21 protein-coding genes are annotated in these 21995 nt (G+C 65.3%); 14 read left to right on the top strand and 7 right to left on the bottom strand.

The features are described from left to right. Positions 1 to 6: 6 nt before the first annotated feature. Entirely contained in the window at positions 7 to 390 is a 384-nt protein-coding gene (locus M2282_RS02360) for a response regulator (RefSeq protein ID WP_280807174.1), read from the bottom strand. A 169-nt stretch (positions 391 to 559) separates the two neighbouring features. Here M2282_RS02360 and M2282_RS02355 point away from each other — a divergent pair, with 169 nt between their 5' ends. The 3 genes from M2282_RS02355 (at position 560) to M2282_RS02345 (ending at position 2967) form a co-directional block, all read left to right on the top strand. Beyond that, complete coding sequence (locus M2282_RS02355; RefSeq protein WP_280807173.1) at positions 560 to 916, top strand: response regulator; 357 nt, start codon at positions 560 to 562, stop codon at positions 914 to 916. Between the two features lie 36 nt (positions 917 to 952). Then, the gene (gene dusA / locus M2282_RS02350; RefSeq protein ID WP_280807172.1) at positions 953 to 1951 is read left to right on the top strand and encodes a tRNA dihydrouridine(20/20a) synthase DusA; all 999 of its coding nucleotides are present in this window, start codon (positions 953 to 955) and stop codon (positions 1949 to 1951) included. A gap of 230 nt (positions 1952 to 2181) precedes the next feature. Beyond that, on the top strand, positions 2182 to 2967 hold the full coding sequence (locus tag M2282_RS02345; RefSeq protein WP_280807171.1) for an IclR family transcriptional regulator: 786 nt from the start codon (positions 2182 to 2184) through the stop codon (positions 2965 to 2967). 20 nt (positions 2968 to 2987) lie between these two features. Here the strand turns inward: M2282_RS02345 and M2282_RS02340 are convergent, their stop codons facing one another. Beyond that, on the bottom strand, positions 2988 to 3635 hold the full coding sequence (locus tag M2282_RS02340) for a GntR family transcriptional regulator (RefSeq protein ID WP_280807170.1): 648 nt from the start codon (positions 3633 to 3635) through the stop codon (positions 2988 to 2990). Between the two features lie 141 nt (positions 3636 to 3776). Here M2282_RS02340 and scpA point away from each other — a divergent pair, with 141 nt between their 5' ends. The 8 genes from scpA to M2282_RS02300 are packed head-to-tail and all read left to right on the top strand — an operon-like array spanning position 3777 to position 13353. Continuing rightward, complete coding sequence (gene scpA, locus M2282_RS02335) at positions 3777 to 5939, top strand: methylmalonyl-CoA mutase (protein WP_280807169.1); 2163 nt, start codon at positions 3777 to 3779, stop codon at positions 5937 to 5939. A 14-nt stretch (positions 5940 to 5953) separates the two neighbouring features. After that, complete coding sequence (locus M2282_RS02330) at positions 5954 to 6430, top strand: GNAT family N-acetyltransferase (protein WP_280807168.1); 477 nt, start codon at positions 5954 to 5956, stop codon at positions 6428 to 6430. Between the two features lie 44 nt (positions 6431 to 6474). Beyond that, the gene (gene meaB / locus M2282_RS02325) at positions 6475 to 7473 is read left to right on the top strand and encodes a methylmalonyl Co-A mutase-associated GTPase MeaB (RefSeq protein WP_280807707.1); all 999 of its coding nucleotides are present in this window, start codon (positions 6475 to 6477) and stop codon (positions 7471 to 7473) included. Between the two features lie 40 nt (positions 7474 to 7513). Then, complete coding sequence (locus M2282_RS02320; RefSeq protein ID WP_042577190.1) at positions 7514 to 9058, top strand: acyl-CoA carboxylase subunit beta; 1545 nt, start codon at positions 7514 to 7516, stop codon at positions 9056 to 9058. Between the two features lie 7 nt (positions 9059 to 9065). Continuing rightward, positions 9066 to 9752 (top strand): hypothetical protein, encoded by a 687-nt coding sequence (locus M2282_RS02315; RefSeq protein WP_280807167.1) that lies wholly within the window; start codon positions 9066 to 9068, stop codon positions 9750 to 9752. A gap of 27 nt (positions 9753 to 9779) precedes the next feature. Beyond that, positions 9780 to 11828 (top strand): acetyl-CoA carboxylase biotin carboxylase subunit, encoded by a 2049-nt coding sequence (accC, locus tag M2282_RS02310; protein WP_280807166.1) that lies wholly within the window; start codon positions 9780 to 9782, stop codon positions 11826 to 11828. Then, positions 11828 to 12859 (top strand): biotin synthase BioB, encoded by a 1032-nt coding sequence (gene bioB, locus M2282_RS02305; RefSeq protein WP_280807165.1) that lies wholly within the window; start codon positions 11828 to 11830, stop codon positions 12857 to 12859. The genes accC and bioB overlap by 1 nt, the downstream gene beginning before the upstream one ends. Continuing rightward, positions 12856 to 13353 (top strand): VOC family protein, encoded by a 498-nt coding sequence (locus M2282_RS02300; RefSeq protein WP_280807164.1) that lies wholly within the window; start codon positions 12856 to 12858, stop codon positions 13351 to 13353. Before bioB ends, M2282_RS02300 begins: the two co-directional genes overlap by 4 nt. Here M2282_RS02300 and M2282_RS02295 read toward each other — a convergent pair. Further along, the gene (locus M2282_RS02295) at positions 13343 to 13840 is read right to left on the bottom strand and encodes an Lrp/AsnC family transcriptional regulator (RefSeq protein WP_280807163.1); all 498 of its coding nucleotides are present in this window, start codon (positions 13838 to 13840) and stop codon (positions 13343 to 13345) included. The two genes, M2282_RS02300 and M2282_RS02295, sit on opposite strands and share 11 nt — an antisense overlap. A gap of 118 nt (positions 13841 to 13958) precedes the next feature. On the opposite strand from M2282_RS02295, the gene yedA reads away from it, so the two are divergent. After that, complete coding sequence (yedA, locus tag M2282_RS02290) at positions 13959 to 14876, top strand: drug/metabolite exporter YedA (protein ID WP_280807162.1); 918 nt, start codon at positions 13959 to 13961, stop codon at positions 14874 to 14876. A gap of 9 nt (positions 14877 to 14885) precedes the next feature. On the opposite strand, the gene M2282_RS02285 is transcribed toward yedA, so the two are convergent. The 4 genes from M2282_RS02285 to M2282_RS02270 form a co-directional block, all read right to left on the bottom strand. After that, the gene (locus tag M2282_RS02285) at positions 14886 to 15524 is read right to left on the bottom strand and encodes a LysE family translocator (RefSeq protein WP_280807161.1); all 639 of its coding nucleotides are present in this window, start codon (positions 15522 to 15524) and stop codon (positions 14886 to 14888) included. Then, a complete protein-coding gene (locus tag M2282_RS02280) occupies positions 15521 to 16159 on the bottom strand; it encodes an RnfABCDGE type electron transport complex subunit B (protein ID WP_280807160.1) in 639 nt (212 codons plus the stop codon). Before M2282_RS02280 ends, M2282_RS02285 begins: the two co-directional genes overlap by 4 nt. Positions 16160 to 16176: 17 nt before the next feature. Then, entirely contained in the window at positions 16177 to 17616 is a 1440-nt protein-coding gene (locus M2282_RS02275) for a polyhydroxyalkanoate depolymerase (RefSeq protein WP_280807159.1), read from the bottom strand. 157 nt (positions 17617 to 17773) lie between these two features. Next, positions 17774 to 18970: an amino acid aminotransferase gene (locus M2282_RS02270; RefSeq protein ID WP_280807158.1), complete on the bottom strand. Its 1197-nt coding sequence runs from the start codon at positions 18968 to 18970 to the stop codon at positions 17774 to 17776. Positions 18971 to 19075: 105 nt separating this feature from the next. Between M2282_RS02270 and uvrB the strand changes: the two genes are divergently transcribed. Together uvrB and iscR are read left to right on the top strand one after the other, a co-directional pair. Beyond that, complete coding sequence (uvrB, locus tag M2282_RS02265; protein WP_280807157.1) at positions 19076 to 21193, top strand: excinuclease ABC subunit UvrB; 2118 nt, start codon at positions 19076 to 19078, stop codon at positions 21191 to 21193. A 233-nt stretch (positions 21194 to 21426) separates the two neighbouring features. Then, entirely contained in the window at positions 21427 to 21963 is a 537-nt protein-coding gene (gene iscR / locus M2282_RS02260) for a Fe-S cluster assembly transcriptional regulator IscR (RefSeq protein WP_093237517.1), read from the top strand. Positions 21964 to 21995: the final 32 nt, after the last annotated feature.

Genomic DNA, 21995 nt, shown 5'->3' with positions numbered 1-21995 from the left:
ATTGTGTCAGCGCCGGGGCGTGATGTTCAGCCCTGCGCAGAAGTCATAGAACGCCTCCAGCTGCAGCGACTTGTCGAACACCGCATCAACGCCCGCCGACAGCGCGCCTTCGCGCACTTCGGAGGTCGCGTAGTTCATGAGCACCACCGTGCGCTGCGCTGGAGCCTTGTGCTCCTTCAGGTACTGCGCCACGGTGAGTCCGTTGCCCTTGGCAAGAAACATGTCGATGACCGCCGCATCCCACTCGTCCGGATTGGCTTTCAGCCAGTCGATGGCTTCGTCGGAGGTCGTGGCGGTGCCGATGACATCGCATTCGGAAAATGCCTGCAACCCGTCGGTCAGCGTCGTTGCGATCAGAGGGTTGTCTTCTATGAGATAGATGCGGGTCATCGTTATATGGGGAGAGAACGGTCCTTCGGCTTGTCTCGGCCGAGGGGGTCATTGTCAGGGTGGGCTCCGTGTGTCGAGTCGGACAACGCCGCCATCTGTCGTACATCCCTGCGGATGAAGGGGTGCGGATGCTGCAGCGCGGCGGGATGTCTGGAAAAATGTCACGCAAATGACCAATGACCCGCCAAACAAGCTTCGCGTGCTGCTCGTGGAGGACGATGCCGACACGCTCGCCACAACCCTGAAACTGCTCGAGGCCCTGGGGCACTGGGCCACGGGCGTGAAAAGCGCCGAGGCCGCGATCTCGCGCTTCTTCGAGGGCGCCTTCGATGTGGTGATGGTGGACATCGGCCTGCCCGCGTTGTCGGGGCTCGACCTGGCCGAGCGGCTGCTGCGCGACTACCGCGTGCCGGTGATCTTCGTGACCGGACAGGCGCAGCCCGCGAAGGAGCTGGCGGGGACCACCTGGCTGCGCAAGCCGTACACGGTCGAACAGCTGACCGAGGCGCTGGAACAGGTCGCGTGAGAAAATCGCGGCCTTCTGCGCCCGATGTCCGGGCCGATGCCGACAACAGGATCCCGCGTTTTGGAAGAGAAGGTCATCTCCGTTGCACCCATGATGGACTGGACGGACCGTCATTGCAGGTACCTGCACCGCCTGTTGTCGCGCCACGCGCTGCTCTATACCGAGATGGTGACGACAGGCGCACTGGTGCATGGCGACGTGCCCCGTCACCTTCGATTCAACGCTGAAGAACATCCCGTGGCGCTGCAGCTGGGCGGCAGCGAGCCGGCCGACCTGGCGCACTGCGCGAAGCTCGGCGAGGAATGGGGCTACGACGAGATCAACCTGAACTGCGGCTGCCCGAGCGAGCGCGTGCAGCGCGGCGCCTTCGGCGCGTGCCTCATGAACGAGCCGCAACTGGTGGCCGACTGCGTGAAGGCAATGGTCGACGTGGTGAGCGTGCCCGTCACGGTGAAGCACCGCATCGGCATCGACAAGATCGAGAGCTACGAGTTCGTGCGCGACTTTGTCGGCAAGGTGAGCGAAGCGGGCTGCGGCACCTTCATCGTCCATGCGCGCAATGCCTGGCTGCAGGGCTTGAGCCCGAAGCAGAACCGCGAGATTCCGCCGCTGCGCTACGCACTCGTGCATCGGCTGAAGCACGACTTTCCGGCGCTCAGGTTTTCGATCAACGGGGGCATCTCCGTCAACGAACAGGTGCACGAACACCTGCGGCTGCTCGATGGCGTGATGGTCGGGCGGGAGGCGTATCACAACCCCTGGTGGCTTGCCGAGTGGGACGCCGAGTTCTTCGGCGCGGCGCCGCAGCCGTTGACGCGCGAAGAGGTGGAGTCGCTGATGTGCGACTACATGGTTCGCGAGGCGGCCGAGCACGGCACGCAGTGGTCGTCGATCGCGCGCCACATGCTGGGCCTGCGCAACGGCCTGCCCGGCGCGCGCCGCTGGCGGCAGGTCTGGAGCGACCATCGCCTGAAGACGCGCCCGCCGCACGAGGTGATGGCGCTGGCGCACGAGCCGGTCGCGCAGGCCGCCTGAAGGGGCGGCCGTACGGCCGTCTTCCTGTTCCCCGTGTTCTCGAGATCGATTCCGAATCACGAGATTCGGCGCGTTGTGACGCCGAAAAAAAGCCCTTTTCAGCCTCCAGATCGGCGTGTTTCACCCTCTTTTAATAGAACACAGTTCCGAAACAATGGCGCAACAAGTGTGGCTTGTCTGCCTGTTTTTGCTCAAGAATAAAGAGGTCAGGGAAACAAAAAAGGTTCTTCATGAGCGAAGCTGTTGGCAGCAAAGAAGAAGTAAGCGCGCTGGCACGCGGCTTGGCGTTACTCAAGACCATCGGAATGGCGCCCGCGCCGATGGGAAACCGTGATCTGGCCGACGCGACCGGCATTCCCAAAGCCACCGTCTCGCGGCTGACCGCCACGCTGGTGGGCGCCGGCTACCTGCGTCAGTCGCGGGACAGCGAGCGCTTCAGCCTGGGCCCGGCGCTGCTGGACATGAGCAGCCGGTACCTGCGGCATTTCGATCTGCGCGCGGTGGCGCGGCCCCATCTGACGGAGCTGTCCGAATTCGCAGGTGCCAGCATCCACATGGGCGTGCGCGACGAGCTCGACATGCTCGTCATCGATTCGCTGCGGCCCCGTTCTGCGCTCATCAGTTCGCGCATCGAGGTCGGGGCGCGGCTTTCGATTGCCACCTCTGCCGCCGGCCGCGCCTACCTGGCGGCGCTGCCCGAGGCCGAGCGGGAGGTGCTGCTGGAGCAGATCCGCATCGAAACGGGCGAGAACTGGTCCTCAATGGAACCGCGCCTGGCGGCGGGCATCGACGAATACGAACGCCTTGGCTTTTGCACTTCCTTCGGAGAGTGGCATCCCCACATCCATGCCCTCGGCTTCGCGCTGCAGGGGCCGCGCGGCGAGCGCTACGGCCTGAGTTGCGGCGGCCCGGCCTACCTGCTGCCCAAGGACGTCATGCTGGAGCGCGTGGCGCCGCGGATGCTGGAAGTCGCTCAGCGGATCTCCAAGGAAGCCGGCACGGTCGACGCAGACTGATCTGATCGCTGCGGACGAACTCAATTCGCAGCTTCCAGGCCATTCCTGAAGTGCTCGCGCATGCGCGCCATCGCGGCCGTGGCATCGCGCGACTCGATCGCCGCCATCACCGAGCGGTGCTCGGCCAGCGACTCGGCAATCCGCCCCGCCTTGAGCAGCGAGTTGTGCCGGTTGAGCTTCATCACCTTGCGCAGGTCGGCCACCATCTGGTCGCGCCACTTGTTGTTGGCAATGGCCAGCAACTGCATGTGGAAGCGCTCGTTCACTGCGAAGAAATGTTCCCGGTCTTCCTTGCCCGGTGCGGCGGCGGCTTCGAGTTCGGCGTGCAGCTTCTTCAGCTCCGCGCGTTCGGACTCGGTGGCGCGTTCGGCCACCACGCCGGCGGCATCGCTCTCCAGCAGGGAGAGCAGGTGGTAGACGTCCGCCAGGTCCTGCTCCGACACCTCGGTCACATAGGCGCCGCGCCGCACCTTCATCGTCACCAGGCCTTCGGCGGCCAGCACTTTCAGGGCTTCGCGCAGCGGGGTGCGGCTGATGCCGTATTCCTCGGCGAGCTTGAGCTCGTCGATCCAGCTGCCGGGCTCCAGCTCGCGGCGGAAGATCCGCTGGCGCAGCAGCTCGGCCACCTCTTCATAGAGGGCGCGCGGGGTAAGGGTGACAGCGGACATGGGCAGGAATGTACCGCAAAAAGAGGGTTTGAATTAATAATTACGGATCGGTTAGACTCGCGGCCGGCTTGCAAATCCCTGCGAGCGAATTTGCGAATTCCCTGTAATCCCCTGCACGACAACTGCAAAGCGGCGCCCTCCATGAGCAGCACACCCGAACCCACCTTCAAGCCCGCCGACCTCGGCGCCTGGGCCAAGTCCGCGGCCAAGTCCGCGCCGGGCGGCGACGTGAACGCGCTGAACTGGATCACGCCCGACGGCATCACCGTCAAGCCGCTCTACACCGCCGCCGACCTGCAGGGCCTGAAGTACACCGACACGCTGCCCGGCTTCGAGCCCTACCTGCGCGGCCCGCAGGCCACCATGTACGCGGTGCGCCCGTGGACGATCCGCCAGTACGCCGGCTTCTCCACCGCCGAGGAATCGAACGCCTTCTACCGCAAGGCATTGGCCGCCGGCGGCCAGGGCGTGAGCGTGGCCTTCGACCTCGCCACCCACCGCGGTTACGACAGCGACCATCCGCGCGTGACCGGCGACGTCGGCAAGGCCGGCGTGGCGATCGATTCGGTGGAGGACATGAAGATCCTGTTCGACCAGATCCCGCTGGACAAGGTCTCCGTGTCGATGACGATGAACGGCGCCGTGCTGCCGGTGCTCGCGGGCTACGTGGTTGCGGCCGAAGAGCAGGGCGTGGCGAAGGACCAGTTGAGCGGGACCATCCAGAACGACATCCTCAAGGAGTTCATGGTCCGCAACACCTACATCTTTCCGCCCGGGCCGAGCATGCGGATCATCGGCGACATCATCGAGTACACGGCGCAGCACATGCCCAAGTTCAACTCGATCTCGATCAGCGGCTATCACATGCAGGAAGCCGGCGCCAACCAGGCGCTGGAACTTGCGTTCACGCTGGCCGACGGCAAGGAATACGTGAAGACGGCGCTGGCCAAGGGGCTCGACGTAGACGGCTTCGCCGGGCGCCTGAGCTTCTTCTGGGCCATCGGCATGAACTTCTATCTCGAGGTGGCCAAGATGCGGGCGGCGCGCCTCCTGTGGTGCCGGATCATGAAGGAGTTCGAGCCCAAGAACCCCAAGAGCCTGATGCTGCGCACGCACTGCCAGACTTCGGGCTGGTCGCTCACCGAGCAGGACCCGTACAACAACATCGTGCGCACCACCATCGAGGCGATGGCCGCGGTGTTCGGCGGCACGCAGAGCCTGCACACCAACGCGCTGGACGAAGCGATTGCGCTGCCCACCGAGTTCAGCTCGCGCATCGCGCGCAACACGCAGCTCATCATTCAGGAAGAGACCCACATCACCAGCGTGGTCGACCCCTGGGCCGGCAGCTACATGATGGAGAAGCTCACGCAGGACATGGCCGACGCGGCCTGGGCCATCATCGAAGAAGTCGAGGCGATGGGCGGCATGACCAAGGCGGTCGACAGCGGCTGGGCCAAGCTCAAGATCGAAGCGGCCGCCGCCGAGAAGCAGGCGCGCATCGACTCGGGCAAGGACGTGATCGTGGGCGTCAACAAGTACAAGCTCAAGAACGAAGACGCAATCGACAGCCTCTCCATCGACAACGTGATGGTGCGCGACCAGCAGGTGGCACGGCTGCAGAAGATCCGCGCCTCGCGCGACACCGCCAAGGTGCAGGCCGCGCTCGATGCATTGACCGAAGCCGCCGAGAACGGCACCGGCAACCTGCTCGCGCTGAGCATCGATGCGGTGCGCCTGCGTGCCACGGTGGGCGAGATTTCGGACGCGCTCGAAAAATCATTCGGCCGCCATCGGGCCGACACGCAAAAGGTGACCGGTGTGTATGCAGCTGCCTATGACTCCGCCGAGGGCTGGGAAGCCCTCAAGACCGAAATCAACGCCTTCGCCGAAGAGCAAGGGCGCCGTCCGCGCGTGATGATTTCCAAGCTGGGCCAGGACGGGCACGACCGCGGCGCCAAGGTGGTGGCCACGGCGTTTGCGGACCTGGGCTTCGACGTGGACATGGGGCCGCTGTTCCAGACCCCCGAAGAGTGCGCGCGGCAAGCCATCGAAAACGACGTGCATGCCGTCGGCGTGAGCACCCTCGCAGCCGGCCACAAGACGCTTGTGCCCGCCATCATCAACGAGCTCAAGAAGCAGGGCGCGGACGACATCATCGTGTTCGTCGGCGGCGTGATCCCGCGGCAGGACTACGACTTTCTCTACGAAGCCGGCGTCAAGGGCATCTACGGACCGGGCACTCCGATCCCGGCCAGCGCCAAGGACGTGCTGGAGCAGATCCGCGCGGCGGTTGCTGCCTGACCGGGACGCCAGACGTGGGCGATCTCTTGTCGCGGCTGTCGCTGCAGCCCGTGGATTCCAGCGATTTCGAAGACATGCTGGCTGTGCGCATCGATGCGATGCGCCCGAGCCTGGAGCGTGTCGGGCGCTTCGATGCCGCGCGTGCGCGCGAAAGGCTGAACGCCGGGTTCGTCGTGCCGTTCATGCACCACATCGTGCTCGATGGCGAGCAGCGCGTGGGCTTCGTCACGCTCAAGCCCGAGGGCGCGTATGCGCTGCGGCTCGATCACCTGTACCTGCGCACCGGTTTCCAAGGGAGCGGCATCGGCGAATGGGTGTTGCGCTGGGCCAAGGCCGAGGCGCGCGAGAAGAAGCTCGACATCAAGCTCACCGCGCTCGTACAGAGCGATGCCAATCGCTTCTACCTTCGGCATGGCTTTGTGCTCGAAGGCGAGGAGGGCGTGGACCTGCACTACCGCTGGCGCGTGACGGCCGAGGAGGCCGCGTGCTGAACACGGTGCATGCGCTGGAAAGCGCGGTCACCGCTTCGCCGGGCATGGCGCAGCGTCGAGCCATCGCCAAGGCCATCACGCTGCTCGAATCCACGCGGGCTGACCATCGCACCCAGGCCGACGAACTGCTCACCGCGCTGCTGCCGCGCACCGGCAACTCCTTTCGCCTCGGCATCTCGGGTGTGCCCGGTGTTGGCAAATCGACCTTCATCGAGACGCTCGGCCTCTTGCTGATCGACAAGGGACATCGCGTCGCGGTGCTCACCATCGATCCGTCGTCCACCGTCTCCGGCGGCTCCATCCTCGGCGACAAGACGCGCATGGAAAAGCTCTCGGTGCACGAGCGCGCCTACATCCGCCCGAGCCCTTCGAGCGGCACGCTGGGCGGCGTCGCCGAGAAGACGCGCGAGGCGATGCTGGTGTGCGAGGCCGCCGGCTACGACGTCGTGATCGTGGAGACCGTGGGCGTGGGCCAAAGCGAAACGGCGGTGGCCGGCATGACCGACATGTTCGTGCTGATGCAACTGCCCAACGCCGGCGACGACCTGCAGGCGATCAAGAAGGGCGTGATGGAACTGGCCGACCTCGTCGTCATCAACAAGGCGGACATCGACAAGGATGCCGCCACGCGCGCACAGGCCCAGATCACTTCCGCGCTGCGCCTCTTCGGCCACCAAGGCAACCCGGACCACGCGCATGCGGTGCACGACGCGCACAGCGGTGCGGAAGTGCGCTTCTGGCTGCCCAGGGTTCTGCAGCTGAGCGCGCTCGCGGGCACGGGCGTCGATGCTTTCTGGGACGCCGTCACGCAGTTCAGGCGGTTGCAGACCGCCAACGGCAAGCTCGCCGGCCGGCGCGAGAAGCAGGCCACCGCGTGGATGTGGGAACGCATCGACGCCGGCCTGAAGCAGGCCTTCAGGCACCACCCGCAGGTGCGCGAATTGCTGCCCCAACTCACCCAGCAGGTCGCGCAGGGTGCGCTGCCTGCATCGACCGCGGCGCGTCAGTTGCTCGCGGCGGCGGCCATCACGGCCAGGCCATGACGCCACACGAATTTCAGGACCACAGCTTCGGAACCACACCATGCAAGAACTGATTGAACAACTCGAACAGCGCCGCGCCAAGGCGCGCCTCGGCGGCGGGCAGAAACGCATCGACGCGCAGCATGCCAAGGGCAAGCTCACGGCGCGCGAGCGCATCGAGCTGCTGCTCGACGACAACACCTTCGAAGAGTGGGACATGTTCGTGGAGCACCGCTCGGTCGACTTCGGCATGGCCGAGCAGAAGATCCCCGGCGACGGCGTGGTCACCGGCTACGGAATGATCAACGGCCGCCTGGTGTTCGTGTTCAGCCAGGACTTCACCGTCTTCGGCGGCGCGCTCAGCGAGGCGCACGCCGAGAAGATCTGCAAGGTGATGGACCAGGCCATGAAGGTCGGCGCACCGGTCATCGGCCTGAACGATTCGGGCGGCGCCCGCATCCAGGAAGGCGTGGCCTCGCTCGGCGGCTATGCCGACGTGTTCCAGCGCAACGTGATGGCTTCCGGCGTCGTGCCGCAGATCAGCATGGTGATGGGCCCCTGCGCGGGCGGCGCCGTGTATTCGCCCGCCATGACCGACTTCATCTTCATGGTGAAGGACTCCAGCTACATGTTCGTCACCGGTCCCGACGTGGTGAAAACCGTGACGCACGAAACCGTGACGGCGGAAGAACTCGGCGGCGCCATCACCCACACCACGCGCAGCGGCGTGGCCGACATGGCGTTCGAGAACGACGTCGAAGCGCTGATGATGCTGCGCCGCCTGTACAACTACCTGCCGCTCAACAACCGCGAGAAGCCGCCGGTGCGCCTGGGCAACAACGGCCAGGGCGATCCGGCCGACCGGCCCGACTACTCGCTGGACACGCTGGTGCCCGACAACCCGAACAAGCCCTACGACATCAAGGAACTGATCCTCAAGGTGGTCGATGACGGCGACTTCTTCGAACTGCAGCCCGACTACGCCAAGAACATCGTGATCGGCTTCGCGCGCATGGAAGGCCAGACGGTCGGCATCGTGGCCAACCAGCCGCTGGTGCTGGCGGGGTGCCTGGACATCAAGAGCAGCATCAAGGCCGCACGCTTCGTGCGCTTTTGCGATGCGTTCAACATCCCGGTCATCACCTTTGTCGACGTGCCCGGCTTCATGCCCGGCACGGGTCAGGAGTACGGCGGCATCATCAAGCACGGTGCCAAGCTGCTTTACGCGTACGCGGAATGCACGGTGCCGAAGATCACCGTCATCACGCGCAAGGCCTACGGCGGTGCTTACGACGTGATGGCGTCCAAGCACCTGCGCGGCGACGTCAACCTCGCCTGGCCGCGCGCCGAGATCGCGGTGATGGGCGCGAAGGGCGCGGTGGAAATCATCTTCCGCGAAGACAAGAACGACCCCGAGAAGCTGGCCGCCCGCGAGGCCGAATACAAGGCGCGATTTGCGAACCCCTATGTGGCGAGCGCCCGCGGCTACATCGACGACGTGATCCTGCCGCACGAGACGCGCAAGCGCATCTGCCGCTCGCTGGTGATGCTGCGCGAGAAGAAGCTCGAGAACCCGTGGCGAAAGCACGGGAACATTCCGCTCTGACACCCGTATGCGCAGCCATTACCCGCAATTCCGCGAAGGCGCGGAGCCCGGACTGGTGCCCAAGCTCGGCGGGCTGCCCTGGGGCCTGCCCGCGCGCCTGTGGCCGGTGTGCCGCGAATGCCATCGCGCCATGAGCCATCTCGCGCAACTGCCGGCCGATGGCGAGGCGGTACCGCTCGGCGGCGGCGAGGTGCTTTTTCTCTTCAAGTGCGAGTGGGACAGCATCTGCAGCTTCTGGGAGCACGATGGCGGGGCCAATGCCGCGTTCGTCGTGCAGCGCGACCAGTTGACCGATGCACCGACTGCGCCGCCTCCAGATGCGGCCGATGGCGAGCCTGCATTGCTGCGCGAGATTGCGATCACCGGCTGGCGCGCCGATGACGATGGCGCTCCGCCGGAACTGGAGGAGGCTTTCTACGACTACCAGGCCCATTCCGAACTGCCCGAGCAAATCGCCTATCCCCACGACTGGGCCAGCGCATGGCGCACGAAGAGCGGCGGCGTGCCGTACTGGACGGCCAACGGCGCGCAGCAGATGCCAGCGGGGCGCCTGTTCCTGCAGATCGACAACTGGGTCGACCTGGCCGATGGCGGCACTGCCGAAGTGGCGAACTTCTGCTCCGACGGCACGGCCTACGTGTTCGTCGATCGCTCGCAACCGCAGCCGGTGTATTCGATGTTCATCAACCGCTAGGGCGGCTAACAAGAAAACGGATTCAGCATGTTCAAGAAAATCCTGATCGCCAACCGCGGCGAAATCGCCTGCCGCGTGATCCAGACCGCGAAAAAAATGGGCATCCTCACCGTCGCCGTCTACTCCGACGCCGACAAGGAAGCCCGCCACGTCGAACTGGCCGACGAGGCCGTGCACATCGGCGCCGCGCCCAGCCGCGAGAGCTACCTGCAGGCCGACCGCATCATCGCGGCCTGCAAGCAGACGGGCGCCGAGGCGGTGCATCCGGGCTACGGCTTCCTCTCGGAGAACGAAGCCTTCGCGCGCAAGGTCGAGGAAGAGGGCATTGCCTTCATCGGGCCGAAGCACTATTCGATCGCGGCGATGGGCGACAAGATCGCCTCGAAGAAGCTCGCCAACGAAGCCAAGGTCAACACCATTCCGGGCTGGAACGACGCCATCGAGACGGCCGAGCGCGCCGTCGAGATCGCCAAGGACATCGGCTACCCCGTGATGATCAAGGCCTCGGCCGGCGGCGGCGGCAAGGGCCTGCGCGTGGCCTTCAACGACAAGGAGGCTTTCGAAGGCTTTACCTCGTGCCGCAACGAGGCGCGCAACAGCTTCGGCGACGACCGCGTGTTCATCGAGAAGTTCGTCGAGGAGCCGCGCCACATCGAGATCCAGGTGCTGGGCGATTCGCATGGCAACGTGATCTACCTGAACGAGCGCGAATGCTCGATTCAGCGGCGCCACCAGAAGGTGATTGAAGAGGCGCCGTCGCCCTTCATCAGCGACGAGACGCGCAAGGCCATGGGCGCGCAGGCGGTGCAACTGGCCAAGGCCGTGAACTACCAGAGCGCGGGAACGGTGGAGTTCGTGGTCGGCAAGGACCAGAGCTTCTATTTCCTCGAGATGAACACGCGGCTGCAGGTGGAGCACCCGGTGACGGAGTGCATCACCGGTCTGGACCTCGTGGAGTTGATGATTCGCGTCGCGGCTGGCGAGAAGCTGCCGCTTACGCAAGAAGAGGTCAAGCGCGACGGCTGGGCCATCGAGTGCCGCATCAACGCCGAAGACCCGTTCCGCAATTTCCTGCCTTCGACCGGCCGCCTCGTGAAGTTCCACCCGCCCGGCGAGACCATGTTCGCGAGCGACACGGAACACCTGCAAGGCGTGCGCGTCGACACCGGCGTGTACGACGGCGGCGAGATCCCGATGTACTACGACTCGATGATTGCCAAGCTCATCGTGCACGGCAAGGACCGGCAGCATGCGATCGCCCGCATGCGCGAGGCGCTCAACGGCTTCGTGATCCGCGGCATCAGCAGCAACATCCCGTTCCAGGCGGCGCTGCTCGCGCATCCGAAGTTCGTGGCGGGCGATTTCAACACCGGCTTCATCGCCGAGCACTACGGCAAGGGCTTCCATGCGGAAGACGTGCCGCACACCGATCCGTCGTTCCTCGTTGCGCTCGCGGCCTATGTGCACCGCCGCTATCGCGCGCGGGCCTCGGGTATCAGCGGACAGCTCGAAGGCCACGGCGTGAAGGTGGGCGAGCAGTTCGTGGTGGTGGAGCTGGGGCCGGAGGGCAAGCATGTGCACCATCCCGTGTCGGTCACCGACTTTCACGGCAAGACCGGCGCGAGCGCGGTGGCCGTGGGCGGCAAGAGCTACAAGATCGACAGCAGCTTCGCGCTCGGTGCGATCCGCGTGAAGGGCATGGTCAACGACAAGCCCTTCACCGCGCAGGTCGAACGCGGCGCGGGCAAGAACCCGTTGGCGCTGCGCGTGTCGCACGACGGCACGCAGATCGAGGCCATGGTGCTGTCGCCGCTCGGCGCGCGCCTGCTCGAACTGATGCCCTACAAGGCCCCGCCGGACCTGAGCAAGTTCCTGATGTCGCCGATGCCGGGCCTGCTGGTCGAGGTGTCGGTGCAACCGGGGCAGCAGGTGCGCGCCGGCGAGAAGCTGGCCGTGATCGAGGCCATGAAGATGGAAAACGTGCTGTTCGCTGCGCAAGACGGCGTGGTGGGCAAGGTGTCTGCGGGCAAGGGCGAATCACTCGCCGTCGATCAAATCATTCTGGAGTTCAACTGATGGGTGCCAACGACTTGCAACAAACGATCACGCTGCACCGGCCTACCAAGGTTGAGACCCCACCAGGCCCATGGACGGTCGAGGCGATCCAGGCGCTGCTCGACAAGCCGCTGATGGACCTGCTGTTCGAGGCGCAGACCGTGCACCGCCAGCATTTCCCTGAAGGCGACATCGAGCTCGCGACGCTGCTCTCGGTCAAGACCGGTGGCTGCCCCGAGAACTGCGGCTATTGCCCGCAGTCGGCCGAGTTCGACACCGGCGTGAAGGCGCAGAAGCTCATGGAGGTCGACGAAGTGCTGCGCGCCGCGCAGGCCGCCAAGGATGCGGGCGCCACGCGCTTCTGCATGGGCGCTGCATGGCGCGCGCCGAAGGACCGTGACGTCGAGAAGGTGGCTGTGCTGATCGAGGCCGTGAAGGGCCTCGGCATGCAGACCTGCGCCACGCTCGGCATGCTGGAGCCGCACCACGCGCACCAGTTGAAGGCCGCGGGCCTCGACTACTACAACCACAACCTCGACACCGCGCCCGAGTACTACACCGACATCGTCGACACGCGCAGCTACCAGGACCGGCTCGACACGCTGGCCCATGTGCGCAGCGCCGGCATCAGCGTGTGCTGCGGCGGCATCGTCGGCATGGGCGAGCAGCCGGTGCACCGCGCGGGACTGATCGCGCAGTTGGCCAACCTGAACCCCTACCCGGAGTCGGTGCCGATCAACAGCCTGGTGCGCGTGCCGGGCACGCCGCTGGCCGATTCGGAGCCGGTCGATCCCTTCGACTTCGTGCGCATCATTGCGGTCTCTCGCATCACGATGCCGACGGCGCGCGTGCGGCTGTCGGCGGGGCGCCAGCAGATGGGCGATGCGGTGCAGGCGCTGTGCTTCATGGCCGGTGCGAATTCGATCTTCTATGGCGACAAGCTGCTGGTTACCGGCAACCCCGATGTGGATGCGGACGTGCAACTGCTGCGCAAGCTGGGCCTGCGGTCGCGCCGCACCACGGCGGCTGAAGAAGCCGGGGCTTGCGCATGACGGCCACGCCGCGTCCCTTCAAGGTGCTGGGCATCCAGCAGATCGCCATCGGCGGCCTCGACAAGATGCGACTGCAGAAACTGTGGGTCGACATGCTGGGGCTCGAAGTCACCGGCACCTTCAAGAGCGAGCGCGAGAACGTCGACGAGGACATCTGTTCGATGGGCAGCGGGCCGTTCAAGGTCGAGGTCGACCTGATGCAGCCGCTGGACCCCGAGAAGAAACCGGCGGTGCACACCACGCCACTCAACCACGTGGGGCTGTGGATCGATGACTTGCCCCGTGCCGTCGAATGGCTCACCGCGCAGGGCGTGCGCTTTGCGCCGGGCGGCATCCGCCAGGGCGCGGCGGGGTTCGACATCTGCTTCCTGCATCCGAAGGCGAACGAGGAATTCCCGATCGCGGGCGAGGGCGTGCTGATCGAGATGGTGCAGGCGCCGCCGGAGGTGGTGACGGCCTTCAACGCGCTCGCTTCAGGCTCAGCTACGCGTTAAGCACCTTCCGGATCGGCGGCCGCACGTCCGAGCGGTGCGGCGGCAGCATCGGCTGGTGCTCGCGCGCCGGGTTCAGGATGATCGACGTCGCGGTCTCGGTGAGGATGCAGAACTTGGTGACCACCGCGTCGAGGTGGCTCACGTCGATCACCGCGATCTCGAGAATCCAGCTGTCCTCGCCGGTCACGTTGTAGGCATTCACGCATTCGGGCGTGTCCTGCACCAGCTTCACGACCAGGTCGTAGTCGGCGCGGCCGACGCGGATGATCGCGCGGATGCCGTAGCCCAGCTTGCCGAGGTTGACGGTGGCGCGGTACCCGCTGATCACGCCCGCGGCCTCCAGCTTCTTCACGCGCTCGGTCACGGCCGGCTGGCTCAGGTGCACGCGGCGGCCGAGTTCTGCCATGGTGAGGCGCGCATCGCTCTGCAGCTCGGCGAGGATGCGGGTGTCGTGCGCGTCCAGTGCGGGGTTCAAGGTGAAGTCCATGGAACTCCTTTAAATCGACGGTGATGGGTCGGCAGAACCGTGAAATATCCATGGTTCCCGGAAGGCGGCTTTCATACCATGGGCGGCGCTTCGATACCAACAAAACAATCACCTCGATATGCCGACCCTCGCTTCTCCCGCCCAAGCCGCGCCCGGTCCCGCACGGCCCGCGCTGTCGCCTTTGCTGTGGCTTTGCCTCGCCGCCACCTGGGTGGTCTGGGGCTCGACCTATCTGGCGATCAAGTACGCGCTGATCAGCTTTCCGCCGTTCCTGCAGATGGGCTCGCGCTTTCTGTTCGCGGGGCTGGTGCTCGCGGCCTGGATGCGCTGGCGCGGCGCTCCATGGCCTTCGATGGCGCAGTGGCGCAATGCGCTGGTCGTGGGCGCGCTGATGCTCGGCGGCGGCATGGGTGGCACGGCGCATGCCGAGGTGTCCATCGGCTCGGGGCTGGTGGTGGCCTTCATCGCGGTGGTGCCGCTGCTGATCGCGTTGCTGAATCTCATCTGGGGCATCAAGCCGACGCGCATGGAGGCCGCAGGCATCGCGCTCGGGCTCATCGGCGTGCTGATGCTGACGCAGGGGAGTGGCTTCCAGTCGTCGCCCGCGGGGTTGGTGGCGATTTCCATTGCCTGCATCTGCTGGTCGATGGGCAGCGTGCTGAGCCAGCGCAGCCTGCCGCTGGCGCCCGGCGCGATGGGCTTTGCGAGCGAAATGATCTGCGGCGGCGTGGTGCTGCTGGTGCTGGCGGCCATCTCGCGCGAAAGCCTGGTCTGGCCGCCGGAGCCCGAGGCCGTCTGGGCCTGGCTGTACCTGGTGGTGTTCGGCTCGCTGATCGCGTTCAACGCCTACATGGTGCTGCTCGCGAAGGCGCCGGCTGCGCTGGCGGCGAGCTACACCTTCGTGAACCCGGTGATCGCGATGCTGTTGGGCGTGTGGATCGCCAACGAGACGGTCACGCGCTTCGAGTGGTATGCGGTGGCCGTCGTGCTGGCGGGGGTGCTGTTGCTGCTCTTCAAGCGTTCGAAGAAGAGCTGAACGCCTTCATCAGGTACCCGGACGGCGCCAGAACGCCAGCGTGGCCGCCAGCAGCCACATGCCGGCCGCGCAACTGCGGTTCAGCACCTTGAGGCCGCGGCGCGAGAGCCAGCGCACGGCCTGCGTGCCGGCGGCCGCATAGGCCAGCATCACGCAGGTGTCGAGCACCACGAAGATCGCGCCGAGCAGCAGGTACTGCGGGCCTTGCGGCTGGGTGATGTCGATGAACTGCGGCAGGAAGGCCGCGAAGAACAGCACCGTCTTCGGGTTCGACAGTGCCACGAGCAGGCTGCGCATCAGTGCGACGCGGCCATGCGGGCGGACCTCGACGGCGGACTTGGCCAGCGCCGTGCCCAGGTCGGTCGCCTCGCTGCGCCAGAGCTTGATGCCGAGCCAGACGAGGTAGGCGACGCCCGCCACGCGGATCGCGTTGAAGAGCACTTCCGATGCCGCGAGCAACGAACCCAACCCGAGCGCGACGACCGCGATCAACGTGATGCTGCCGAGCGACGCACCGGCAATGCCCCAACTCGCGCGCCGCATGCCGCCATCGATGCCGTTGGACAGCGCCAGCAGCATCGTGGGGCCGGGAATCACGGCGAGGGCGAGCGAGGCGACGACGTAGATCAGCAGGGTGTCGAGTGTCATGGCTTGGGGGTGGCGGTTTTTGCGCGTTGTTCGGCGGCGGCGCGCGCGCGCGCCAGGGCGGCTTCGACGATGGAGCGCTTGCGCGTGTCGGCGGCTTGCGGTTCGGCGACGGCGGGGGCCGGTTCGGCCTCGCGCTTTGCGGCGTCGCGGTGCAGGCCGTGGAGCTTGTAGCGTTGCAACGCGGCTTCGGCCTGTGCCTGCGACCACGCCTGCCAGCCGCTGCGGCCCGGTGTTTCGACTTCGAGCGAAATGCAATCGACGGGGCAGACCGGAATGCAGAGTTCGCATCCTGTGCAGTGCGCCTCGATCACCGTGTGCATGCGCTTGTTGATGCCGACGATCGCATCGGTCGGGCAGGCATCGAGGCAGAGCGTGCAGCCGATGCACCAGGCCTCGTCGATGACGGCCATGGCGCGCGGGCCTTCGGTGCCGAATTGCGGATCGAGCGGCAGTGCAGGGCGGCCGGTGAGCAGCGCGAGGCGGTCGATGCCTTCCGCGCCGCCCGGCGGGCATTGGTTGATGCCTGCTTCGCCATCGGCCACGGCTTGCGCGTAGCCGGCGCAATCGGGGTAGCCGCACCGTGTGCACTGCGTTTGCGGCAGTGCGTCGTTGATGCGTGCGGCCAGCCCGTTCACTTCTGGTGACGCGCGCCTCAGCGCGCAGCGCTGGCGCGGGGCTTCTTGGCAGCGGCCGCGGGTTTCTTGGCGGGGGCGGCCACAACAGCCTTCTTCGCGGCCGGTGACTTCCTGGCCGCTGCGGTCGCCACCTTCTGGCCCGGCTTGACCCGGTCTTCGGCGGCGAGGCTTTCGCGCGCACCGGCACGGCTTTGCGGCTGGTCGTTCGCGGCGATGAATTTCACCAGCTTCGGGTAGACCAGGTCGCGCCAGCGGCGGCCGCTGAAGATGCCGTAGTGGCCCGCGCCCTTAACTTCGTAGTGCTCGCGCTTCGAGTCGGCAACGCCGGTGCACAGGCTGTGCGCGGCTTCGGTCTGGCCCGAGCCGGAGATGTCGTCCAGCTCGCCTTCGACGGTCAGCAGGGCGGCCGTGCGGATGTCCTGCGGACGCACGCGCTCGATCTGGCCTTCGGGGTTCTTCACGTCCCAGGTGCCGTTCACGAGTTCGAACTGCTGGAACACGGTGCGGATGGTGTCGAGGTAGTAATCGGCGTCCATGTCGAGCACGGCGTTGTACTCGTCGTAGAACTTGCGATGGGCCTCGGCGCTGGCGTCGTCGCCCTTGATCAGGTCCTTGAAGTAGTCGTAGTGGCTCGAGGCATGGCGGTCGGGGTTCATCGCGACGAAGCCGGTGTGCTGCAGGAAGCCCGGGTACACGCGGCGGCCTTCACCCGGAAAGCCCTGCGGCACGCGGTAGATCACGTTGTTCTCGAACCATTCGTAGCTCTTGTTCATCGCGAGGTTGTTGACCGCGGTGGGCGACTTGCGGGCGTCGATCGGGCCGCCCATCATCGTCAGCGTGAGCGGCAGGGGCTCCTTGCGGCTCGCCATGAGCGACACGGCAGCCAGCACCGGCACGGTGGGCTGGCACACGCTCACCACGTGGCAGTTGCCGTACTCGGCCTGCAGGCGGCGGATGAACTCCTGCACGTAGTTGATGTAGTCGTCGAGGTGGAATTCGCCTTCGGACATCGGCACGAGGCGTGCGTTTTTCCAGTCGGTGATGTAGACCTTGTGGTCCTGCAGCATGGTGCGCACGGTGTCGCGCAGCAGCGTGGCGTAGTGGCCCGACAGCGGCGCCACGATCAGCACCACGGGCTGGCTCTTGAGCGTCTTGAGGATGTGCGGCTCGTCGGTGAAGCGCTTGAAGCGGCGCAGTTCGCAGAAGGGCTTGTCGAGCTCGACGGCTTCCTGGATGACGACTTCTTCGCCATCGACCTTCACGGACTTGATGTTGAACTCTGGCTTTTCGTAGTCCTTGCCCAGCCGGTAGAGCAGGTCGTAGCCTGCGGCCATGCGCTGGGCCATGGGGAGCTGGCCCCACACGGCGCCTGGACCGTAGAGCTTGGAGGCCGCCTGCGCGAAGTCCGAGAACGGCTCCATCAGGGAACGCTGGGCTTCGTAGAGTTGATAGAGCATCGCTGGTCTTGGAGTGGAATGTTGCGGTGCAATATATCAGTGCATTTGCTGACGCGCAGGGGGCCTAACCCCTACACCCGCCCCGCAGCCAGGGTCGGATCTCTTCAAAGCGTGAAGGAATCGCCGCAGGGCGGATTCCCTCACACCTTGCTGTCACCTAGATGACTTTGGCGATCGACGCACAGACGTAGTCGATGTTCTTGCTGTTGAGCGCGGCCACGCACATGCGACCGGTGTCGGTGCCGTACACGCCGAATTCATTGCGCAGGCGCACCATCTGGTCCTTGCTGAGGCCCGAGTAGCTGAACATGCCGATCTGCGTGGTGATGAAGCTCATGTCTTCCTTCACGCCGGCAGCCTTCAGGCCGTCGACCAGCTTCTGGCGCATGGCCTTGATGCGCACGCGCATCTCGCCGAGTTCCTTTTCCCAGAGGGCGCGCAGCTCGGCGTTGCCAAGCACCGCGGCCACTACGGCGCCGCCATGGATCGGCGGGTTGCTGTAGTTGGTGCGGATGGCGATCTTGAGTTGCGACAGCACGCGGCCGGCTTCTTCCTTGTTCTCGCACAGCACCGAAAGGGCGCCGACACGCTCGCCGTACAGGCTGAAGCTCTTGGAGAACGAGGTCGAGACGAAGAAGGTCAGGCCCGCTTCGACGAACTTGGCGACGGCTGCGCCGTCTTCCTTCAGGCCGTAGCCGAAGCCCTGGTAGGCCATGTCGAGGAAGGGCACGAGGCCCTTGGCCTTGACCGTGGCGACGACCTGGTCCCACTGGGCCGCGGTGATGTCGTAGCCGGTCGGGTTGTGGCAGCAGGCGTGCAGCACGACGACGGTGCCCGCGGGCGCTGCGTCGAGCGCGGCCAGCATGCCGTCGAAGTTGATGCCGCGCTTGGCGGCGTCGTAGTAGGGGTAGCTTTCGACTTCGAAGCCCGCGTTCGTGAACAGGGCGCGGTGGTTTTCCCAGCTCGGGTCGCTGATCAGCACCTTGGCCTTGGGGTTGAGCTTCTTCAGGAAGTCGGCGCCGACCTTCAGGCCGCCGGTACCGCCGATGGCCTGGATCGTGGCCACGCGGCCGGAGGTGACGGGTTCGCTGTCGGCACCGAAGACCAGCGTCTTCACGGCGTTGTCGTACGCCACGATGCCGTCGATGGGGAGATAACCGCGCGCAGTGGGCGCTTTCATCATGTTCTGCTCGGCGGCCTGCACGCACTGGAGCAGCGGCAGCTTGCCGTTGTCGTCGTAATAGACGCCGACGCCGAGATTGACCTTGTTGGGGTTGGTATCGGCTGCAAATTGCTCGTTGAGGCCGAGGATCGGGTCGCGCGGTGCCATTTCGACCGCGGTGAACATAGACATGGAAAGGTCCTTTGGGATGAAAGCTTCGCTGGCAACCGGACTTGCGCTACGCTTTCCGGTTGCCTTGAATTTTACCGGCGCCATCGCCACCTGTCGGGAACAGCCATGCCAGAGAACACCGAAGCCATAGCAGACCTGAAGAAACTGGATCCGATCGGTCCTGCCAAGCAGGGCGAATTCATCAAGTACCCCGACTCCCCGTTCGAGCTTTTCCAGCCGTATCCGCCGGCCGGCGACCAGCCGAAGGCGATCGACGGGCTGGTCGAGGGCGTGATCGATGGCGAGGTGTTCCAGACGCTGCTGGGCGTGACGGGCTCGGGCAAGACCTTCACCATGGCCAACGTGATCGCCCGGCTGGGCCGACCGGCCATCGTGTTCGCGCCCAACAAGACGCTGGCGGCACAGCTCTACAGCGAGTTCCGGGAGTTCTTTCCGAAGAACGCGGTCGAGTACTTCGTGAGCTACTACGACTACTACCAGCCCGAGGCCTACGTGCCGCAGCGCGATTTGTTCATCGAGAAAGATTCCTCGATCAACGAGCACATCGAGCAGATGCGCCTGTCGGCCACCAAGAGCGTGCTGGAGCGCCGCGACACGGTCATCGTGGCCACGGTGAGCGCCATCTACGGCATCGGCACGCCCGAGGACTACACGCAGATGCGTTTCATCATGCGGGTGGGCGACAAGATCGGGCAGCGCGACGTGATCAGCCGGCTGATCCGCATGCAGTACACGCGCAACGAACAGGATTTTTCGCGCGGCACGTTCCGTGTGCGGGGCGACACGATCGACGTGTTCCCGGCGGAGCACAGCGAGCTCGCGATCCGCATCGAGCTGTTCGACGACGAGATCGAGACGCTGCAGCTGTTCGACCCGCTCACCGGCCGAATTCGCCAGAAGATTCCGCGCTTCACGGTGTATCCGTCGAGCCACTACGTGACGCCGCGTGACAAGGTGCTGGGCGCGGTCGAGACCATCAAGATCGAGCTGGCCGAGCGGCTCAAGGAATTCGTGGGGCAAGGCAAGCTTGTGGAGGCGCAGCGCCTGGAGCAGCGCACCCGCTTCGACCTCGAGATGCTCGCCGAGATCGGCCACTGCAAGGGCATCGAGAACTACTCGCGTCATCTTTCGGGCGCTGCCCCGGGCGACCCGCCGGCCACGCTGACGGACTACCTGCCGAAGGACGCGCTGATGTTCCTCGACGAGAGCCACCAGATGATCGGCCAGCTCAACGCCATGTACAGCGGCGACCGGGCGCGCAAGACCACTCTGGTCGAGTACGGCTTTCGGCTGCCTTCGGCGATGGACAACAGGCCGCTCAAGTTCGAGGAATTCGAAAAGCGCATGCGGCAGGCGATCTTTGTTTCGGCGACGCCGGCGCAGTACGAAAAGGATCACTCGGGCAACGTCGTCGAGCAGCTGGTGCGCCCGACTGGCCTGATCGACCCCGAGGTCGAGGTGCGTCCCGCCACGCACCAGGTGGACGACGTGCTGGGCGAGATCCGCATCCGCGTCGACAAGAACGAGCGCGTGCTGATCACCACCCTGACCAAGCGCATGGCAGAGCAACTGACCGATTACCTCGGCGACAACGGCGTGAAGGTGCGGTACCTGCACAGCGACGTGGACACGGTCGAGCGGGTGGAGATCCTGCGTGACCTGCGCCTGGGCGCCTTCGACGTGCTGGTGGGCATCAACCTGCTGCGCGAGGGGCTGGACATTCCGGAGGTGTCGCTGGTGGCGATCCTCGATGCGGACAAGGAAGGCTTTTTGCGCGCGGAGCGCTCGCTGATCCAGACCATCGGCCGGGCGGCGCGGAATCTGAACGGCAAGGCCATCCTTTATGCCGACCGGATGACCGAGTCGATGAAGAAGGCCATCGGCGAGACCGAGCGCCGGCGCACCAAGCAGATCGCTCACAACCTGGCCAACGGCATCACCCCGCGCAGCATCGTCAAGCAGGTGCGCGACCTGATCGACGGCGTCTACAGCGAGAAGACCGGCAAGGAAATGGCAAAGCTCGACCTGGAGCGCGCCAAGGTCGAGGACATGAGCGAGAAGGACATCGCCCGGGAAATCAAGCGGCTGGAGAAGCTCATGCTGGAGCACGCCCGGAACCTCGAATTCGAGAAGGCAGCGCGGGTGCGGGACCAGTTGGCGCTGCTTCGGGAGCAGGCATTCGGGGCGTCCGGTGGCGACAACATCGTCATCTTGCCGTCTTAGGCCGGAAGTCCGCGTTCTTCAAGGGGTTGGCGCAGGGGTTTACCCCAGCAGAGTTGAGGGCCTTCTGCTATACTTGACCGAAATACTCAACAACAAAAAAAGAACTTCGCGATGAAGGACCGACTCCTACCGGCTGGTTCACCAGCGTCAGGGGTCGGGCAGGGCGGAGACGAAGTCACCGCGGTCCAGGACCACGGTGTCATTTCAACGGTAAGCACTTGAAGGAGCTTGCGATGCGTCTCACTACCAAAGGCCGTTTTGCGGTCACCGCCATGATCGATCTGGCCCTGCGCCAGAACACCGGTCCGGTTACCTTGGCTGCAATCAGTCAGCGGCAGCAGATTTCGTTGTCGTACCTCGAACAGCTGTTCGGCAAGCTGCGCCGTCACGAATTGGTCGAGTCGACCCGTGGCCCCGGCGGCGGTTACAGCCTTGGCCGCAAGGCCGCAGACATCACCGTGGCCGACATCATTGTTTCCGTCGATGAGCCCATCGACGCCACGCAATGCGGCGGCAAGGAAAACTGCCTGGGCGAAGCTGGCCGTTGCATGACCCATGAACTCTGGGCCTCGCTGAACCAGCGCATGGTCGAGTTTCTCGATTCCGTCACCCTGCAGAAGCTGGTCGACGACCAGATCGCCAAGGGCGTGCAGATCGAGAACAAGCCGGTCGTCAAGCGCGCGATCTCGGCCCAGCCGGTGGTCAAGCCGATTCGCGTGAATGCGCCGAATTCGGTGTTCGCCCTCGGCAACGTCTTCGCCAAGTCCTGAGTCGTGAGCAGCGCCTGAGAGCGCTGCCGCAA

Origin of the sequence: Variovorax boronicumulans (assembly GCF_029892485.1) — a bacterium.
Classification (GTDB): domain Bacteria; phylum Pseudomonadota; class Gammaproteobacteria; order Burkholderiales; family Burkholderiaceae_C; genus Variovorax; species Variovorax boronicumulans_B.
Note: the sequence above shows the minus strand (reverse complement) of the source record. Positions and strands in the feature narration are given on the sequence as shown.

What these genes read in the sequence shown, in the direction of transcription:
- M2282_RS02360 (WP_280807174.1), bottom strand. Translation starts at nt 390, where the DNA reads ATGACCCGCATCTATCTCATAGAAGACAACCCTCTGATCGCAACGACG.
- M2282_RS02355 (WP_280807173.1), top strand. Translation starts at nt 560, where the DNA reads ATGACCAATGACCCGCCAAACAAGCTTCGCGTGCTGCTCGTGGAGGAC.
- dusA (WP_280807172.1), top strand. Translation starts at nt 953, where the DNA reads ATGCCGACAACAGGATCCCGCGTTTTGGAAGAGAAGGTCATCTCCGTT.
- M2282_RS02345 (WP_280807171.1), top strand. Translation starts at nt 2,182, where the DNA reads ATGAGCGAAGCTGTTGGCAGCAAAGAAGAAGTAAGCGCGCTGGCACGC.
- M2282_RS02340 (WP_280807170.1), bottom strand. Translation starts at nt 3,635, where the DNA reads ATGTCCGCTGTCACCCTTACCCCGCGCGCCCTCTATGAAGAGGTGGCC.
- scpA (WP_280807169.1), top strand. Translation starts at nt 3,777, where the DNA reads ATGAGCAGCACACCCGAACCCACCTTCAAGCCCGCCGACCTCGGCGCC.
- meaB (WP_280807707.1), top strand. Translation starts at nt 6,475, where the DNA reads ATGGCGCAGCGTCGAGCCATCGCCAAGGCCATCACGCTGCTCGAATCC.
- M2282_RS02320 (WP_042577190.1), top strand. Translation starts at nt 7,514, where the DNA reads ATGCAAGAACTGATTGAACAACTCGAACAGCGCCGCGCCAAGGCGCGC.
- M2282_RS02315 (WP_280807167.1), top strand. Translation starts at nt 9,066, where the DNA reads ATGCGCAGCCATTACCCGCAATTCCGCGAAGGCGCGGAGCCCGGACTG.
- accC (WP_280807166.1), top strand. Translation starts at nt 9,780, where the DNA reads ATGTTCAAGAAAATCCTGATCGCCAACCGCGGCGAAATCGCCTGCCGC.
- bioB (WP_280807165.1), top strand. Translation starts at nt 11,828, where the DNA reads ATGGGTGCCAACGACTTGCAACAAACGATCACGCTGCACCGGCCTACC.
- M2282_RS02300 (WP_280807164.1), top strand. Translation starts at nt 12,856, where the DNA reads ATGACGGCCACGCCGCGTCCCTTCAAGGTGCTGGGCATCCAGCAGATC.
- M2282_RS02295 (WP_280807163.1), bottom strand. Translation starts at nt 13,840, where the DNA reads ATGGACTTCACCTTGAACCCCGCACTGGACGCGCACGACACCCGCATC.
- yedA (WP_280807162.1), top strand. Translation starts at nt 13,959, where the DNA reads ATGCCGACCCTCGCTTCTCCCGCCCAAGCCGCGCCCGGTCCCGCACGG.
- M2282_RS02285 (WP_280807161.1), bottom strand. Translation starts at nt 15,524, where the DNA reads ATGACACTCGACACCCTGCTGATCTACGTCGTCGCCTCGCTCGCCCTC.
- M2282_RS02275 (WP_280807159.1), bottom strand. Translation starts at nt 17,616, where the DNA reads ATGCTCTATCAACTCTACGAAGCCCAGCGTTCCCTGATGGAGCCGTTC.
- M2282_RS02270 (WP_280807158.1), bottom strand. Translation starts at nt 18,970, where the DNA reads ATGTCTATGTTCACCGCGGTCGAAATGGCACCGCGCGACCCGATCCTC.
- uvrB (WP_280807157.1), top strand. Translation starts at nt 19,076, where the DNA reads ATGCCAGAGAACACCGAAGCCATAGCAGACCTGAAGAAACTGGATCCG.
- iscR (WP_093237517.1), top strand. Translation starts at nt 21,427, where the DNA reads ATGCGTCTCACTACCAAAGGCCGTTTTGCGGTCACCGCCATGATCGAT.